This is a genomic window from Lacrimispora brassicae (assembly GCF_054772055.1).
Window position 1 is genome coordinate 46,311 of record NZ_BRYH01000041.1, and the last position, 18,238, is coordinate 64,548.

Here is an 18,238-nt window from a genome sequence, read left to right on the forward strand (position 1 = left end):
GCGCTCATTATAAAATAAAACATGAAAGGCGGGAACCGCTCCACTTCGCGGTCCCCGTCCTCTCTACTTATTACTCAATAACATCATAGCCCTGGTCTTCAATTTCAGATTTGATGGTTTGGGCGGATGCCTGATCCGGGTCATGATCCACAGTTACTGTTTTTCCTTCCAGATCCACCGATACACCGGATATGCCGGATAAAGCACCTACCGCATTTGTGATTGCCTTAACGCAGTGTTCACATGCCATTCCATCTACCTTTATTACTGTTTTTGCCATTTGAGTTACCTCCGTATGATTTTTTATTTTAAATTAAAAGGTTTTAAAAACTTATAGACCTCCAAAGTCTTTCCCTTTTCCATTACAGAAACCGGCGCATATACCCAGCCTTCCACCTTCTCCGGATCAACACCGGCTTCAATGAGGGGTTCGGGATTCAATACAAAAACAATATCCTTATCCTGATCTTGATTTTTTACGGTATTTGTTTCCATATTTTTTGCCCATTCAAACATATTGCCGTCTCCCAGCTTTACCCCATAGTGGTCAAGGTCCATATGGTAGTTGATCGAATCACGGTGCTTATTTACGATCTGCTCATAGGCGGTGAGAGGAGTGATATCTCCCTTATAAACCGATTGATCGGTTCCCAGCTTAGTTCCTACCATCAGCATTCCTTCATAGGCTGCGTAATTTTCCGGCAGCTTTTCGGCATCAAGTCCTGCACTGACAAACGGGGCCGCATCAAGCTCCAGCATGACGTCATGAAGAGCGCTCCTGCTGTAATCCTCACTCCAGATGAAGCGTACGCTGCCATCGGGTGCACTTAAGGACCAGCCTGCATTGGTTTCATCAGCTTTCACATTGTCCGGAACCGTATTTAAAACCGCTTCAAAGGATGTAACGGACTCTTTTCCCACTACATCTAAGTTTCCTCCGGCTGTCTTTACAACCGCTGCCACAATCACCGCTACCAAAACAGCGGCTGTTCCCACTGCTGCAATTATTTTTCCATTCCTGTTCATATCCGGTCACCTCGTTCCTGTGGTTGGTTTAAATCGTTTCAGCCGCAATGCATTGGTCAGCACGGAAACAGAGCTTAAGCTCATGGCTGCCGCCGCAAAAATGGGGTTAAGAAGGGGCCCGTTAAAGAGCAGATGCAAAAGCCCTGCAGCGATGGGGATCCCGATCACATTATAACCGAACGCCCAGAAAAGGTTTTGCTTGATGTTGCGGATGGTCTGCTTGCTTAAGTTGATGGCTGTAGGCACATCCATTAAATCAGAACGCATGAGAACAATATCAGCGGATTCCATGGCTACGTCCGTACCGGAACCGATTGCAATGCCGATATCAGCCTGGGCCAGAGCAGGAGCATCATTGATTCCGTCACCTACCATGGCTACCTTGCGGCCTTCGGCCTGCAGTTTTCTCACCTCATCGGACTTATCCTGAGGAAGAACCTCGGACAGCACCCGGTCGATTCCTACTTCTTTTGCAATGGCCTCTGCGGTTCTCTTATTGTCTCCGGTGATCATGGCCACTTCAATGCCCATCTTATGGAGCTGTTCAATGGCCGCCCGGCTGGATTCCTTCACAACGTCTGCAACGGCTACAATACCGGCCAGGTTGCCGTTAATCGCCACATACATGGGCGTTTTTCCTTCTCCTGCCAACTGGTCCGACGCTTCTTCCATTCCTGTTAAGGAAATGTCCCGTTCAATCATCAGCTTCCGGTTTCCGGCAAGAATATCTTCCCCATTGATCTTCGCTTCAATTCCCCGTCCGGTTAGAGACTCAAAATATTCCGCTGCCAATATGGTAAGGCCTGCATCTTCCGCCCCGTGGACAATTGCCTGACCAAGGGGGTGCTCAGAGCCTTTTTCTGCAGAAGCCGTAAGCTGCAGTAACAGCTCCTTGGAAAGCCCTTCTGCGGTCAGAACATCGGTTACCGTTGGTTTCCCTTCGGTAATGGTGCCTGTTTTATCAAATACAATGGTGTTGATCTTATGAGCTGTCTCAAGTGCTTCTCCGCCCTTGATCAGAATGCCGTTTTCCGCACCTTTTCCTGTTCCCACCATGATGGCAGTGGGTGTTGCAAGACCCAGGGCACAGGGGCAGGCGATGACCAGAACTGAGATAAATATGGTAAGGGCAAACTTCAAATCTCCGGCGGTGCCGATATACCATGCAATACCGGAAAGCAGAGCGATCACACAAACTACAGGAACGAAATATCCGGAAACAATATCAGCCATCTGTGCGATGGGGGCTTTTGATCCCTGGGCATCTTCCACCAGCTTGATGATCTGAGCCAGGGCGGTATCGCTGCCGATCTTTTCCGCTCTGAACCGGATGGTTCCCGTGGTATTTAAAGATGCGGCATAAACCTGATCCCCATCCTTTTTATCCACCGGCATGCTTTCACCGGTGAGCATGGATTCATCAATGGCAGTGTGGCCGCCTAACACGGTTCCGTCTACCGGGATCTTTTCACCAGGCTTTACTAAAATCATATCACCGATTTCTACCTCGTCAATAGGAATTTCCTTTTCCACACCGTCTTCCACAATAATTGCCGTCTTGGGAGCAAGGCCCATGAGCTTTTTGATGGCTTCACTGGTTCTGCCCTTTGAAACAGCCTCCAGGGATTTTCCCAGCAGGATCAGGGTGATGATGACTCCCGCCGTTTCAAAATACAGGGAATCCACTGCAATGAAATGTCCTTCCGCAATCTGGAACATGTTATAGAGGCTGAAAAGAACAGCAGCCGTGGTTCCTACAGCGATCAGGGAATCCATGTTTGGACTTCTCTGAAACAGGGCTTTAAAACCAATGGTATAGAATTTATAACCAACACCAATGACCGGAGCCACCAGCAAAAGCTCTACCAGAGCATAAAGCAGGGGATACTCCATAGGGGCGATCCCTGCCGGGAAGGGCAGTTGGATGAACTTGATCATGGGTGCCATTGCAACGTAGAGGAGGGGCACGGAGAACACTGCGGACACGATGAACTTCGTCCAAAGAGTCTTGATCTCCCGCTGTTTGCGGGCACGGTCCTCATCTGCTGCATCTTCCTTATTCACTTCCAGAGCCTTGTAGCCCGCTTTTTCAATGGCTGCCCGTATGGCCGACATACGGATCTTTTGGGGATCGTAAGTAACCGTGGCTTTTTCCGTTGCAAAGTTAACCGATGCGCTTACCACGCCCTCCAGCCTTCCCACGGCTTTTTCCACACGCTGGGCGCAGGCAGCACAGGTCATGTCTCCGATGGGTATGGTCACATTGGCATTTTCGGACTTTTCCACTACCTCATACCCGATCTTTGCCACTGCTGCCTTTATGGCGGAAAGCTCAAGGGCGCTGCTGTCATATTCCACAAACAGCTTTTCACTTGCCAGATTTACAGTAGCCTGACTGATACCGGAAAGCTTTCGTACTGTTTTTTCAATTCTCTGTGCACAGGCTGCACAGGTCATGCCTCTTATATTTAAAATTTGACTTTCCATTCTGATTCACCTCACTATTTTTTTACTGCCTCGTCCTTAAGGCGTCCCCTTCGGCGTCGGCAATCATCACTGCTATACTAATTTTTTCCATGGCCTCCAAAAATATGCTATCCTGTTATCTTGAATTTTTCGAGGACCCATGTTATTATTATGGCAGTAATTGTGAAATTTGCAAGTATGCACTTTTTTGTTATATAGTACCCAAAATGATACTAAAGGAGGAAGTCTTAATGAATTGCGACCATGCAAATAATAATTGCCCGGTAGATACCACATTAGATATGATCGGGGGAAAGTACAAGGCCCTCATCTTATGGCATTTGATCAACAATACCCTTCGGTTTGGGGAGCTTCGAAAGCTCATCCCCCAGGCTACGCCTAAAATGCTCACCCAGCAGTTGCGGGAACTGGAGGCAGATCATCTGATCATCCGCACCGTGTATCCGGTAGTGCCGCCAAAAGTGGAGTATGCCCTGTCTGATCTGGGAACCAGCATCCGTCCTATTCTGGAAGCCATGTATAACTGGGGAGCAGATTACTTAAGCCAAAATGGCCTTACAGTAAGCTGCTCCATGAAATTTCCCACTTAAGTTTTTTAATAAGAAGCCTTCCAGTTGGCAAATATCTCCTTGGATTCCTTGAGGAAATCATAAGAGATCGTGATGGACTCGTCTGTCACGGTCTTATCTTTGTCAAAAACAGGCCAGGGATTGCAGCCCCCTGCCTCCACTTCTACCCGGTTCATAGGAAAGCGGTTCCCGCAGTTCTGGCATACAAGAACATCTCCTTCCTGCTTATAGTATCCTCTTCCTGAATCATAACATACCTGGCAGGTATTAAATGCCGTCCGGACCGTGCCATCCGGAGCCTTGACCGCAAGGACCTCCATCTGGGTGCCGTCTACATCAACAGGATAAAATTTAGCTGTACTTGAGATATCTTTTACAGGAATCACAAGCGATTCTCCTGGCCCTGCCTTTTGACCGCTTTCTGCCGCTGCCTGGGCCGTTTCTGTTTTCTCCGCCTTTTCCTTTGGAGCGCAGGCGGTTAAGGCTGCGGCAGCTATCACAAGCACCGTCAGCCTTATTAAAAGCGGACTGGGTTTCCTTCGGTTTTTCCTGTCGTTTTTGATCTGAAATTTCTGTAACATGAAAATGTACCTCCTGAATTTGAACTTTATTAATCCTTTTTCTGTCTGTCTCTCATAAAAAACATTGCTATGATAATACCAAAAACCGGAAGGATACAGTGCCAATGGCTCAATAATAAACTCATAAATCAGTTCTCCTTTCCTCTTTCTTGCCCATCATCTCAGAATACAGAGGTATCATTAAAAGGGGTCTCTTCACTTAAACAGATAGATCTCTGTTTATCCGCAGCAGGAACCGCCTGCTCCCTGGAAGGTATCTTCTGGCCAGATAAGGGTCTTAAAGCTGCTTATTTCTTTCTTAATTCCGTCCATATCTAAGTTATTTAAATCATCCACCACCTTGATATACCCATAAAAGGCATTGTCCCCGGTGGAAAAATCAAAGCTTCCTGCCGGTGTAAAATACAGGTTGTTTTCTCCCTTTTTAAGAGGAAGCTGGGTTGTAAAATCGGGAATAAGAAGCTCCGTCCCATAGGTGGAATCAGAAGTATTGTCAATGATATTCCATTCCACATCAACCCCGGATTTTACCACTGCAGCCGCTGGCTTAAAGCCGTCATCCGTAAGCTCCATGGTGATCCTTTGAATGCTGTTTCCGTACTCGTCGGTGGCATCTTCCCCAACCGCGATCTCATCTGTTGGAATCGTATAACCGGCGGCTGCCGGCTCTTCCGGCGCATATTGTTTTAATACGCCCTGCTCTTCAGAGTCTGTGCTGTTCTTTGCATCTCCTTCTTCCGTCACGTAGATGGTCCCACGGATCATTCCCATCCAGCAGCTATAAGAGATCTTTCCTGTTTTTTCAGGAGTGAATTCAATGACGTTTTCTCCGGTTTTAAAAGAATATTCAATGCCAAGATCCCGGATGATCATCCGGTTGTTGCAGCCGTTTATGCTTCCTTTGGGCGCATCAATGGTCCATTTTACCGGAATCCCCTTCTGAACATTGATGTTAGGATATTTTCCGGGAGAAAGGGTGCTGTTTATGATCTGCACTCCGTCTTCTATTTTTGTATCAGCCTTTTTCTCCTGCTCTCCGGCAGCATAGGCGCTGTTTCCTCCCTTGGAAAACAAGACCGGCGCCTGGAATCCCGATAAGTTTAACCCCTGGGAAAACATGGACATACCCAGAACCGCCACCAGCACTGCTCCCACTGTCATGACCTTGCTTGAAAACTTCTTTCCAAGGGCTGAGGAAAGGGCGCCAAGCCCAAACATAAGAGGTACGGTACCCAGGCTGAACAGAAGCATGGACAGAGCGCCGGAAAAGGGATTTCCCGTAGACAATGCATAGATCTGCATGGCCTGTAAAGGACCGCAGGGCATGAGGCCGTTTAAAAGACCTACGATCAGAGGGCTGCTGTTTTTCGATTTTTCCTTGTCAATTTTTCTTGCAAAGATTTTGGGCATCCTTGGATTCAGCCTGCGAAGCCATGGGAAAATCCCCAGCATATTAATACCCATGATGACCATAAACACTCCCGCAGCCAGCTTTAAAACTCCCTGAAGGGTATTGGAGAAGGTAACCACAGAGCCCAAGGCTCCCACCAGGAAGCCTACCACAGTGTAAGAGATCACCCGTCCCAGGTTATAAAGAAAGGTTGGTCTAAATGTAGAAAAACGGCTCTTTTGGGAAACCGCTTCTCCGCTGTGGGGAATGCATTGGGACAAATTGATGCCGCCGCACATTGCCACACAATGAACGGAAGTAACAAGGCCGATGACAAACAGCATTCCATAGCCCATCTTTTCATCTGCCAACTGGCTGGGGACAAGCAGATTTAAAAGTCCCAACTGCTGGATCAGCATATACAGGGAAACAATGATAAGCAGGATCCCTATGGCCCGGCTGGTATCCGGTCCATTTTGTTCATGCTCCGTCAATACCTGATAATCCAGACCTTCAATGATCCCTACAATGCTTTTATACGAAATAATATCCGTATCAAAAGTAATGACAGCAGTTCCGGCGCTGTAGCTCACCTCCGCTTTTTCGATTCCAGCCGTATTGCGCAATTTTTTTTCAATTTTATTTTGACAGCTTATGCAGGTCATCCCGCCGATTCGTATCTTTTTGGTTCTTACAGCAGATCCCATCGTCTGTCCTCCTTTTTTATTTCTGAAGTCAAGAATAGCAGGACGATTTGTAGAAGTTGTGTAGATGAGAATTTTTTTCAGGCAAAATCCTTTTAAAATTTTTATGCACTGTTTCGCCAGGGAATAAGACGGCGAAAAAAGACTGTTTAAAATTCACCGAAAGGCCTGATCCGGCATGTAACGTAAGCCCCAGCAAAACAGGCTGAACCACAGGCTGATACGAAAAAACACGCGTATACCGTTCTTTCAAATGATATACACGTGTTACTTATGTATTTAAAATCACTCTGCCTGGGAAAGGCGGTAAATCACTTCTCCCTTGAGCGCTCCAATAAAGCCCATGGAAACGTCCAGCTCATACTTGTCCTTCCAAAGTGTTTTCATCCTGCCTTTTTATAAGAATATACCGGCTCCATGAAGCCGGTATACCTTTTATCCCTGGTTTTCAAATTTCACCAGGGAAACCATGAGTTCTTCGCATATCTGCCGGACATTTTTTTGATCCGTTTCTATGATGATATCCGCGGCCTTTTCATAAAAATCCTTACGTTTTGCCATAAGCTCCTTTATGAATTCCACATTCATATTTCCATTTAAGATCGGACGCCCGCCATCATCTTTTACCCGTTCCAATATGGTCTCAGGGCTGGCAGTCAAAAGCACGATGAGGCTTCCCTTTTTGAGATTTTTTACATTTTCCTCACGCATCACAGCACCGCCGCCGCAGGAAATAATGGTCTGGCGGCAGCTTTGCAGGCTGAGGATCGCACTGCTTTCGCAGTTCCTGAAGTATTCCTCTCCGTACTGTGCAAAGATATCCTTGATAGGCATCTTCTGGTCTTCCACGATCATGGCATCCACATCCACCTCGTTCATGGCCAGCATATCCTTCAAATATTTGGATACCGTGCTCTTTCCTGTTCCCATAAACCCGATCAAAGCAATGTTATGATCAAACAGGCTTTTGCTTTGTACACATTTGCTTTCCTCATGGATCTGTTTAAAGATCCTTAATAATTCAGTGCAGTAAGAATGATCTCCTATGGCTGCAAGCAGATTTTCATGCTGGATATCTTCCTCTTCCGGCTGAAAGATGGGCAGCCCCTGTTCCTTTTTGTATTCCATGATCTCCGCCGCGCAGCCAAGGCGCTGTATCAGAAGCTTTAAAATCTCCGTATCACAGCGGTCCAAATCTTTTCTCACTTCATTCAGCTCTCTCATATCGTCTCTCCATAATTATCCTATCGTTCCTTATATTTTTTACATTATACATAACATGGAGGCAAGCTGTAAAGCAATTCTTTCCGTTTCTTTTCATCGTTCCCGCCCATGCCCTTTGGGCATACAGGTACACCGGCGGGTGTTTCATCATCTCAAATGGGAACCGGTAAAATTAAAATCTTCCTTTAAAAGCCGGAACCTGCTCACTTCCTGCTGAAGCATCTGTGCCTGGGCAGCCAGTTCTTCGCTGGAAGAAGAGCTTTCTTCTGCGGTTGCAGCGTTATTTTGGACAACTGCAGACACCTGGGATAAGCCCTGGTTGATCTGCTCTATTGCCTGCACCTGATAGAAAGAAGATTCTTCTATCTCCTTGATCGCCTTTTCCACAAGCACCGCCTTTTCTGCGACTTTCTGAAGTACCTTTGCTGTTTCATCTGCCAGCCGTTCACCCTCTGCAACGCTTGTAACCGAATGTGAGATTAAATCGGAGGTCTGCTTGGCTGCTTCCGCAGATTTTCCTGCAAGGTTTCTGACCTCATCTGCGACCACTGCAAACCCTTTGCCGGCTTCTCCCGCACGGGCGGATTCAACAGCCGCATTGAGGGCAAGAATGTTTGTCTGGAAGGCAATGTCTTCAATCACCTTTGTAATGCTTGATATCTTATCAGAAGCTGACCCGATTTCTTTCATCGCTTTGTTAAGCTTCCGCATGTATTCGTTGCTCTCATTCACTCCTGCCCCGGCCTGCCCAACATACTCCGCAGCCCTTTGGACATTTTTCGCATTTTGCTCCGTCTGTCCTGCTACGCTGCCGACGGAAGCATTCAGTTCCTCAATGGTAGCCGCCTGCTCGGCTGTGCCGGAGGCCAGAGCCTGTGCCGCAGAGGAAACCTGTTCTGCTCCCCCATTGACCTGCTCCGAGGAAGAGCTTATCAATAAAAGGGTCTGGTTTAAATCCCTTCTGATCTTCTGCAGTGCAAGCCCAAGGATATCCTGGTCAGAGCGAAGAGGCACTTCCCTGGTAAAATCGCCGTTGCTGATCCTGTCTGCAGCATCTACCTGTTTTCCAATGCTTTCAATCATTTTAGTGAAAGAATTGGCAAGCTGACCGGTTTCATCCTTTGAATCAATATCATGAAACTCCACATCCACATGGCCTAATGCAATCCGGTTGGCAGCATCCACCACCTGTCCGATTGGCTGGCTGATCATCTTTGAAATTTTTGTCCCTAAAAATATGGCCATACCGGCTCCAAACACAATAAAAAGAACCAGAACAACAGTCAGCCACAATGCAGTCGCATTATTAACTTCATTTGTGTCCCCGGCTTCAGCCATCCGATTGTCTATGAGCAGATTGAAATTATCAAACATTTTCTGGATATTGCTTGTTTCCTGAAAAAGCGCATCCCATGCAGCAGTTTCATCACCGGCTTTTGCCACTTCCAGACACTTCTCCACCGCCGGCTTAAAAGAATTGTTAAACAGGGAAACCGTTTCATCCAGCAGGGTAAGAGAATCAGGATTGGTGATGGTCTTACGGTAGGTCGCCGTACTGGTGAGAAACTTCTCTGATTCAAGATCAAAGCTTTGCTTTAACTCATCAAGCATTTGAACGTCTCCCGCATAGATTACCATGGCTCTGGAATCCACCCGGAACTGATACAGGCTTCCAACAGCCTTTATCAGTTCCTTCATGGGAGCCGTCTGCTCTTTGTACAAATAAGTGTCCATTTGGCTGATCCTGGCCAGTCCGGCGATCCCTGCGCCTCCCACCAGCAGCATAATAAGCGTCAGGCTTAAAAAACCCGTCAACAATTTCCGTGAAATACTGAAATCTTTAAAGCTTTTCATTTTACTTCCTCCCAGTTCTCTTTTGTATTATTAAAAATCGGACAATCTGCTTCCCCATCCTGGAGTGCGGCTCTATCCTTATTAGATATAAAACACTCTTTAAACCAGCCAAGCCAGAAACACAATCTGTAAAAGGCTAAACTATATGTCTTTTTTTTCACAATAATACCGTACAATTTTGACCTCCCCGGCAATACCTTCTTAAATTTCAGGGCCTAATAATCCCATTTACGATAATGTATTGATCCTGAATTAAAAAAGTGCATGGTGAATGCTGTATGTACCGTGGAAGCCAAAACATAGTCGCAGTATATTTGGTACTGCGTCTTAAGGGGGTTTAAGGTGATATTTATGGGACTTTTCAATTCCATGACGGAGAATCAGACGGCTATTAATTCCTGATCCAATCATTTGATGCAATAGAATCTTCCCCTTTGGGATTATGGTTTCTTCTTAAGAAAACTTCAGATACAGCATATTTTTTTATTGATCCAAAGGAAAGAGAAGATACATTGCCCCGTCAAATGACGATGAGATTGACGGCTCATATATAAACTTTTAGAAAAACACCTGCAATCTAGTACGAAAATTCATATAAAAACTCTTTTTTAATGGTGCAATTATTCGTTTACTTGATATTTGACAAATAATATTTTTCTGTTGTATAATGAATATTGTCGAAATATACATATAATTGTAAACGCAGTACCAAATATACTGCGCCTTTTTATCTAATTTGGTATACAAACGAAACAAATTTTTCACGTCTCATTTCCAGGTTTTAGTATATTTTTATGTATTCCAGAAAAATGATTCCCAGGCCCAGCCAGAGGATGAATTCAAAAACCGGCCAGGGCTTAAAGGCCTCTGGCCGGACATTTTTTTACATTTGTGTTTTTTATTCTGAAATCAATCTTTTTTCTCCGGTGATCTCCTGTATTGGTTTTATATCCTGAGTCACCTCCAGCACCCCAAGATACTCTCCTTCCTGACTCCTCACCGCATAATAGCGGATAAAAATATATTTTCCAGCCATATGAATCCAAAAATCTTCCTGATCTTTTCTTCCGGCTTTAAAATCTTCCACAATCTGTTCCACAATGTGGACACTTGCCGGGGGATGGCAGTTGGAAACATTTCTGCCGATAATGGCTTTTGTTCTTGGGAATGCCCGATCTTTTCCTTCGGAAAAATATTTCACCACATCATCCTTATTTACAAAGGTGATGTCAAAGGGAAGCGCATTCAACATGGCTGTCAGCTCTTCCACCTGAAATTCTCCTGAAGGAAGCTTTATAAGACCTGGCTCCTCTGCCTTTTTCTCTTCCTCCCCGCTCTCCTTTTCCTTGTCTTTTGCGGCAGGATTCCACTGGGGCACATGATCGATCATAAAACCTATTTCCTTGCTTTCATCGGCAATTGTCTTCCATTCTTCCTGAGTAAGCTGCTCTAAAAGCATGGGAACCATGATGTTTTCTTCTTTAAAAATCATTTCCGTGATCTTTTCCAGCAATTTTTCAATTTTCTGCACCAGGGCTTCGTTAAGCTTCGGGTCCTTATGAAGGATTTCCACTGTTTCCTTTACTTGGTCCCTGATCTCATCGTCCACTCCCCACATAACCTTGGGAGGGGCGGTGATTCCATATTTCTCCATATAGGGAAACAGCAGATTTTCCTTTTTCCCGTAATGAACGGATAAGTCCCTTAACCGGCTTACGCCTTGTTTGAGCCTTGAAAGCTCCTCCTTGCCCTCCATCTTTTCCAGGGACAGATACGGGCGGATTTCATTTTCAATGATATGAGCAATTTTCTCATTCTCTCTCACCAATATGTTTAAGGGATGTCCGGGAATTAAGGTGGGATCAGACGGCTGGTGGATCTCCTCAATGGAACCTTTAAAAACTGCGGCGTGCACATCACAAAGCTTCTGCACTTCCTCCACCGGAAGGCCCTCCGAGATCAGGGCAGTCTCAGCCGCAGAAATTTCAGAGGCAGATACGCCGTGAAAAGCCTCTTCAAACAGCTTCTTTACTTCTTCCACCGATTTTCCTTCATGGAGTTTTTTAATAATTTCTTTTATTGCGTTTTGTCTCATTTCACGATTGTTAATATATTCACTCATATAATTCCTCCTCAGACAGCAAAGCCTTTTGTACAAAAACACCTCCCTCTGTTCGATCATTTGATCATTTCCACAGAAGGAGGCGCCTTTATTGACTATTCTACTGTTATTACCGAAACAGGACAGCCCTCCTGCGCTTCTACCGCTGTCTGTTCCGCAGACTCGGGAACTTCATCAACATATGCTTCTGCAGGCCCGTCATCGCCCATTCGGAATACCTCCGGACAGACTGATGCACATAATCCGCATTCAATGCAGCCTTCTCTATCTACCGTTGCTTTCATATCAACAACTCCTTTCCCAAAGATATCTTTATTGTTGGTAATTTTTTTACAAATTATCCATTTACAAAGATATGTTTTATTTTTTTCAGAATATCATTGCCATGGCTTCTTGTCTGTTGTAGTTACAACATTTTCCATTTTTAATGGAAAAATCTGTAAAATGCTTGGCAGACTCGGATAATTGTGTGGAAATAAAGGAAGAAATGTGGTACATTTTTTCATAACAATTAATGCTGATTCCAAGGGAATTCATATTTGATGAAGGAGAAGAAATTGATGAACATATGGAATGAAATGTATAACAGGGCTAAACAGGTTCAAAATTCAAGAACAATTTCACCGTTTATTGAAGCAGGCGGAGTTGCCGCCGCTATATTAACAGCAAATAACAATATTTTTGTCGGGGTTTGTATTGATACAAGTTCTTCCCTTGGGATGTGCGCTGAACGCAATGCTATTGCAAATATGATAACCAATGGGGAAAGTAAAATAACTAAAGTCCTTGCAATTATGCCTGACGGAAAAGTCGGACCACCCTGCGGAGCTTGCAGAGAATTTATGATGCAGCTTGGTAAGGACAGCAAAGACATTGATGTGCTGATGGATAATGATACTTTAGAAACAGTGAAGCTTGGCGATTTATGCCCCAATTGGTGGACTGACAGCCGTTTTAACCAAACCTGACGGAGTATGATAAGGATATACCGGGAAATTGAAGGAATACAAGGACTATGGGATATTCACAAAATGACAGAAAATATATGTTGAGAAATAAACTTTAGCCAAGTTAATGTGACTAATAATTAAAATTGGGGGAGTGAAAAATGTGGAATAAAATGTTGGTCGAAAACTATTTTCAGGCATGGATAGAAAAAGATGCAGAAATACTTAAAACGGTCTTTTCAAATGATATTATATACAGCGAATGTTATGGCCCGGAATACCATGGAATCCAACAGATTTTAAAATGGTTTGCTGACTGGAACAAAGTGGGAACCGTTTTAGAGTGGAGGATTAAGGAGTTTGTTTCCGAAGGAAATACAACTGTTGTGGAATGGTATTTTAAATGCAATTATAACAATGCAGTAGATGGATTTGATGGAGTTTCTATTATTGATTTTGATGATAATAAAATGATTAAAGCATTGAAAGAATTTAAATCAAAAGCAGAACATTACTTTCCCTATGAAAAATAAGGGCATTACGCAGGGGATGCTGCAAAACCAACTCTCGTCAGCAATGCAGCATCCCCTTTTTATTATGCCGGTATCCGTTTATTATGCGTTCATGAATAATTCGATATCATCTTCTACTGTGCCGATTCCAGCGATTCCAAAGGTATCAACAAGAACCTTGGCAACGTTTGGAGATAAGAATCCAGGTAATGTCGGTCCTAAGTGAATGTTCTTCACTCCTAAGTAAAGCAGGGCAAGAAGTACGATAACTGCCTTCTGCTCATACCATGCGATGTTATAAGCGATAGGAAGCTTATTAATATCATCAAGACCAAATACTTCCTTTAATTTCAGCGCGATCACTGCCAGGGAATAGGAGTCATTACACTGTCCCGCATCCAGAACTCTTGGAATTCCGCCGATGTCGCCCAGCTCCAGCTTGTTGTATCTGTATTTTGCACAGCCTGCCGTAAGAATGATGGTATCTTTTGGAAGCTGTTTTGCAAACTCTGTATAGTACTCTCTGGATTTCATCCTTCCGTCGCAGCCGGCCATAACAAAGAACTTCTTAATGGCTCCTGACTTTACGGCATCAACCACTTTATCCGCAAGTGCCAGTACCTGATTATGGGCAAAACCGCCTACAATGCTGCCTGTCTCAATCTCATCAGGAGAAGGAAGATTCTTTGCCATCTCAATGATCGCCGAAAAATCCTTCTTTCCGTTTTCATCCGCAGGAATGTTTGGACATCCTGGGAAGCCAGCAGCACCTGTTGTAAAGATTCTGCCTGCAACTTCAGGAGTTTTTGGAGGAACAATACAGTTTGTGGTAAAGAGAATCGGACCGTGGAAGGACTCAAACTCGCCAACCTGCATCCACCAGGAGTTTCCGTAGTTACCAACAAAGTTGTCATATTTCTTAAATGCCGGATAATAATGGGCAGGAAGCATTTCTCCATGGGTATAAACATCCACTCCTGTTCCCTTTGTCTGCTCTAAAAGCTGTTCCATATCTGTTAAATCATGGCCGGAAATAAGAATGGCGGGATTCTTTCTGACGCCGATATTAACGGAAGTGATTTCCGGATTGCCATAGCGGGATGTATTGGCCTCATCGAGAAGAGCCATTCCCTTTACTCCGTATTCACCTGTCTTTAAAGTCAAAGCAACCAGATCATCGGCTGTAAGGCTGTCGTCAAGAGTTGCCGCCAGTCCTTCGTACATAAAGGAATAAAGGGACACATCCTCTTTCCCAATGTTGTAGGCATGCTCTGTGTAAGCAGCCAGTCCCTTAATTCCGTAGATGATCAGTTCTCTTAAAGAACGGACATCTTCATTTTCCGTAGCAAGAACCCCAACCCGGGAAGCCTTGGAAAGCATGGATTCTCTGGAATCCACGGTAAATACCGCGGCATCCTGGTTTCCGTCGTAGCCCGTATCTTTTGCAAGCCGGTCTCTTAATCCAAGAACCTTTACGATCTGCTTTTCAATTGCATCTGCATCAAAGTTTGCGTTTGTGATCGTAATAAAGAGACTTGTAAGTACCTCATGATTGATAGTGTTGATCTCTGAAACATCGGTTTTTGTCTTTACAACAATTTCAGAAATACCCTTTACCGCATAAATGAGCAGATCCTGAAGCTTTGCGACCTCCTCATTCTTTCCACAGACACCCTTGATGGTACAACCTGTGTTTTTCGCTGTCTCCTGACACTGATAGCAAAACATGCTCATATTCCATTACCTCCTAATTGTAAGTTTTCTATGCACAGCACTATTTTTTCGTGCTCTTGCTTTCTTTATAGAGGATACCATTACCGGAGAATCCTGTCTGTTGTTATTACAACGAACTTTAATATTTTTATTTTTTTCACTGAAAACCTTATAAACTTGTTTGAAGGCACCAGCCTCAATGGTCTTCCAAGGCAATAATACAGCAATAATACATTGGAACATGTAGTAGCAGTATGGATATTGTGGTGATAGAATAAATTCATGAGAAACCGTACTTAATTAGTATAAGGATATGGGGTGCAAAAAACATGATATTTTCAGACCCTGATTGTAATCATATTTTTTTCAGAAGTTTTCTTAAACAATGAACTCAATAAGTATTCTCTATATCATGGGTGAAGTCATGCAGCCGCTGCTGACCCATGGTATACGCCTTTGGGGACACCATGGATCTGCCATGAATGGTGTCAATAAAAAACGGCTATATCAGCATTTTGTCTCACCAAAATGCTGATATAGCCAGTCATGCCATGAATCATAACTTTTCTGCGGCAATTCCTTTAAGGGGTCTCATCATTGTTCCATGCAAACCTTTATAAATTTTCCCATAATCAGAATATAACTAAAAACGAAAACAACACCTGCGGCCATAAGAGGCCACTTTTTCTTTTTCTCCGGGATCATCAACCCAACCATAATCCCTACTGCACACAGGCATATCTTTAATAATGCAAAGTCCTTTACACTACATTTCTGGACAAATACGTCGGCACACTCACACATCCCTTTCATCCACACTGTCTCCTTTCATGATTTTTCTTCCCTGGTTCTTTTCAGTCACGTCCTGTTTGTCTGATCCACAGTTAGTATACGCTTTTGGAAAAATATTATTATATTCAGTGAAAAAATCCCAGTCCAAATTTTGACGCCATGGCTTTATCTAAGGGATGTATAAACGCAAAATCCAATAAAAACCTTGTGGTATTTCAATTCTATAAGCGAAAACACCGTCCAAGGCCCATAACATTTGTTTGGAATCCTTCACCGGAAAATTCTCATAATAATTTTATCTCAAATCTATTGACAGATCATTATCAACCTGCTATTATGTTCATTAATTTACAAAATATTCTATTTTTGAACAAAGGAGTGTGCTATGCAGGCAATTATCTTGGCCGCCGGAATGGGACGGCGTTTAAAAAAGCTGACTGAAAACCAGCCAAAATGCATGATTTCCGTAAATGGAATCCCTATGATCGAACGTATGCTGAAACAGTTGGATCATTGCCACTTGAACCGAATCATCATTGTAACCGGCCATAAGGGCGAAGAGCTGGAATCCTTTGTATCCTCTCTCCCTCTCTCCACTCCGCTCATGTACATTGACAATCCCGTGTACAAAACAACGAACAATATTTACTCCCTTTATCTTGCAAAGGACCAGCTTCTTTTGGATGATACCATTTTGCTGGAATCAGACTTAATTTTTGAACAGGAGGTGCTGACCCAGATCATAAGCGATCCTTATCCCAATCTGGCTCTTGTGGCCCATTTTGAAAGCTGGATGGACGGGACGGTGGTGCTGCTGGATGAACAGGATAATATTATGAAATTCCTCACACGGAAGGATTTCCGTTTCGAGGATATTCATTCCTACTACAAAACTGTCAACATCTATAAGTTCAGCCGGAATTTTTCCTCAACCCACTATGTTCCGTTCCTGGAAGCCTACAGCAAAGCCTTGGGAAACAATGAATACTATGAACAGGTATTAAAGGTCATTTCACTTTTGGATGACCACGATTTAAAAGCCACCAGGCTGGAAAACGGCTTCTGGTATGAAATCGACGATGAGCAGGATCTGGATATTGCGGAATCCATTTTTACAGATTCCCAAAGCAGGCTGTCCCGGTTATCAAAGCGCTTTGGCGGCTACTGGCGGTATCCCGGCCTTCTGGATTTCTGTTACCTGGTCAATCCCTATTTTCCAAACAGCCGTTTCATGGGAGAGATCAAGGCCAGCTTTGAAATCCTTACCACCAGCTATCCCTCCGGCCTTGATGTAAATAACCTGCTGGCCGCAAAATCCCTGGGTCTGGATAAAAACCAGATTCTCACCGGAAACGGAGCAGCAGAATTAATCAAGCCTTTGATCAGCAGCTTTAAAAATGCCGTCGGGGTTCTGCGGCCTTCCTTTGAAGAATATGGAATCTGTTCCCAAAATGCGGTTTATTTTTCCCTTACAACTCCGGATTATACATATACCGCCCAGGATATCATGGACTTTTACAAGGATAAGGAATTGGATGCCCTGGTTCTTGTAAACCCGGATAATCCCACAGGAAATTATATTCCAAAGCAGGATGTCCTTTCTCTTGCCCAATACTGCAAGACAAGGAGCATTACTTTGATCCTGGATGAATCCTTTATTGACTTCTCCTCCGCGGAGGAATCTCCGTCGCTTATGTGTCAGGAAATATTGGATGAGTATAAAAACCTGGTCCTTATTAAAAGCATTTCAAAGTCATACGGAGTTCCCGGACTGCGGCTGGGACTTCTCACCTGCAGTGATCCGGAAATTATAAGCCGGGTCCGGAAGGAACTGCCCATTTGGAACATCAACTCTCTGGCAGAGTATTTTCTTCAGATCTTTGAAAAATACCAATCAGATTACCAGGAGGCCTTGGAGCATTTTAAAAGGACCAGAGAAAAATTATACCGGTCCCTCCATTCCATCCGGCAATTGAAGCTTTACCCTTCTCAGGCCAACTTCATCATGTGTGAAATCATTGACGGCTGTTCCGCTTCCCAGATTGCAGAGTTGCTGTTAAACCGCTACAACATTCTGGTAAAGGACCTATCCCATAAGCCGGGAATGGAAGGCAGGGAGTTTATCCGCATTGCAGTCAGAACAGAGGCAGACAACGAACGTCTGGCGGATGCGCTGAAACATATATTACGTTAGTCAAATACCCCTCAGTAAGCTGTGGGCATGAAAATTGAAGGCGCGGCATGCTGCGGGGTATTTGCCCCCGCGGGAAGCTGCCAAGGTCAAGGGAGCTTGACTTTGGCCCGTTGCCTTCGGGAG

16 protein-coding genes are annotated in these 18,238 nt (G+C 44.4%); 4 read left to right on the top strand and 12 right to left on the bottom strand.

The features are described 5' to 3' along the window. Positions 1-70 precede the first annotated feature (70 nt). Genes ACYVD3_RS18600 through ACYVD3_RS18610 form a run of 3 tightly spaced genes read right to left on the bottom strand, consistent with a single transcriptional unit; the run spans position 71 to position 3,513 of the window. Complete coding sequence (locus ACYVD3_RS18600; RefSeq protein ID WP_460643981.1) at positions 71-280, bottom strand: copper ion binding protein; 210 nt, start codon at positions 278-280, stop codon at positions 71-73. 23 nt (positions 281-303) lie between these two features. Then, a complete protein-coding gene (locus tag ACYVD3_RS18605; RefSeq protein ID WP_460643982.1) occupies positions 304-1,026 on the bottom strand; it encodes a hypothetical protein in 723 nt (240 codons plus the stop codon). Positions 1,027-1,032: 6 nt separating this feature from the next. Further along, entirely contained in the window at positions 1,033-3,513 is a 2,481-nt protein-coding gene (locus ACYVD3_RS18610; protein WP_460643983.1) for a heavy metal translocating P-type ATPase, read from the bottom strand. 230 nt (positions 3,514-3,743) lie between these two features. On the opposite strand from ACYVD3_RS18610, the gene ACYVD3_RS18615 reads away from it, so the two are divergent. Continuing rightward, positions 3,744-4,103 (top strand): winged helix-turn-helix transcriptional regulator, encoded by a 360-nt coding sequence (locus tag ACYVD3_RS18615; RefSeq protein WP_460643984.1) that lies wholly within the window; start codon positions 3,744-3,746, stop codon positions 4,101-4,103. A gap of 5 nt (positions 4,104-4,108) precedes the next feature. On the opposite strand, the gene ACYVD3_RS18620 is transcribed toward ACYVD3_RS18615, so the two are convergent. The 7 genes from ACYVD3_RS18620 to ACYVD3_RS18650 form a co-directional block, all read right to left on the bottom strand. Further along, complete coding sequence (locus ACYVD3_RS18620) at positions 4,109-4,663, bottom strand: DUF2318 domain-containing protein (RefSeq protein WP_460643985.1); 555 nt, start codon at positions 4,661-4,663, stop codon at positions 4,109-4,111. 219 nt (positions 4,664-4,882) lie between these two features. Beyond that, complete coding sequence (locus tag ACYVD3_RS18625) at positions 4,883-6,760, bottom strand: urease accessory protein UreH domain-containing protein (protein ID WP_460643986.1); 1,878 nt, start codon at positions 6,758-6,760, stop codon at positions 4,883-4,885. 432 nt (positions 6,761-7,192) lie between these two features. After that, positions 7,193-7,981, bottom strand: coding sequence for a shikimate kinase (locus tag ACYVD3_RS18630; protein ID WP_460643987.1), 789 nt, complete (start codon positions 7,979-7,981; stop codon positions 7,193-7,195). Positions 7,982-8,128: 147 nt separating this feature from the next. Then, positions 8,129-9,835 (bottom strand): methyl-accepting chemotaxis protein, encoded by a 1,707-nt coding sequence (locus tag ACYVD3_RS18635; RefSeq protein ID WP_460643988.1) that lies wholly within the window; start codon positions 9,833-9,835, stop codon positions 8,129-8,131. Further along, complete coding sequence (locus ACYVD3_RS18640; protein WP_460643989.1) at positions 9,832-10,011, bottom strand: hypothetical protein; 180 nt, start codon at positions 10,009-10,011, stop codon at positions 9,832-9,834. Before ACYVD3_RS18640 ends, ACYVD3_RS18635 begins: the two co-directional genes overlap by 4 nt. 722 nt (positions 10,012-10,733) lie before the next feature. Beyond that, entirely contained in the window at positions 10,734-11,957 is a 1,224-nt protein-coding gene (locus ACYVD3_RS18645) for a DUF438 domain-containing protein (protein WP_460643990.1), read from the bottom strand. Positions 11,958-12,052: 95 nt separating this feature from the next. Further along, positions 12,053-12,241, bottom strand: coding sequence for a ferredoxin (locus ACYVD3_RS18650; RefSeq protein WP_038279497.1), 189 nt, complete (start codon positions 12,239-12,241; stop codon positions 12,053-12,055). Between the two features lie 276 nt (positions 12,242-12,517). Here ACYVD3_RS18650 and ACYVD3_RS18655 point away from each other — a divergent pair, with 276 nt between their 5' ends. Both ACYVD3_RS18655 and ACYVD3_RS18660 read left to right on the top strand, forming a co-directional pair. Next, positions 12,518-12,925, top strand: a complete 408-nt coding sequence (locus ACYVD3_RS18655; protein WP_460643991.1) for a cytidine deaminase family protein — start codon at positions 12,518-12,520, stop codon at positions 12,923-12,925. Positions 12,926-13,065: 140 nt separating this feature from the next. Further along, a complete protein-coding gene (locus ACYVD3_RS18660) occupies positions 13,066-13,437 on the top strand; it encodes a nuclear transport factor 2 family protein (RefSeq protein ID WP_460643992.1) in 372 nt (123 codons plus the stop codon). A gap of 81 nt (positions 13,438-13,518) precedes the next feature. Here ACYVD3_RS18660 and hcp read toward each other — a convergent pair whose 3' ends face one another. Together hcp and ACYVD3_RS18670 are read right to left on the bottom strand one after the other, a co-directional pair. Further along, a complete protein-coding gene (hcp, locus tag ACYVD3_RS18665; RefSeq protein ID WP_460643993.1) occupies positions 13,519-15,150 on the bottom strand; it encodes a hydroxylamine reductase in 1,632 nt (543 codons plus the stop codon). A 573-nt stretch (positions 15,151-15,723) separates the two neighbouring features. Continuing rightward, positions 15,724-15,942 carry a permease of phosphate ABC transporter gene (locus tag ACYVD3_RS18670; protein WP_460643994.1) on the bottom strand — a complete coding sequence of 73 codons (219 nt, stop codon included), beginning with the start codon at positions 15,940-15,942 and terminating at the stop codon, positions 15,724-15,726. A gap of 364 nt (positions 15,943-16,306) precedes the next feature. On the opposite strand from ACYVD3_RS18670, the gene ACYVD3_RS18675 reads away from it, so the two are divergent. Then, positions 16,307-18,115 carry an aminotransferase class I/II-fold pyridoxal phosphate-dependent enzyme gene (locus ACYVD3_RS18675; RefSeq protein WP_460643995.1) on the top strand — a complete coding sequence of 603 codons (1,809 nt, stop codon included), beginning with the start codon at positions 16,307-16,309 and terminating at the stop codon, positions 18,113-18,115. Positions 18,116-18,238: the final 123 nt, after the last annotated feature.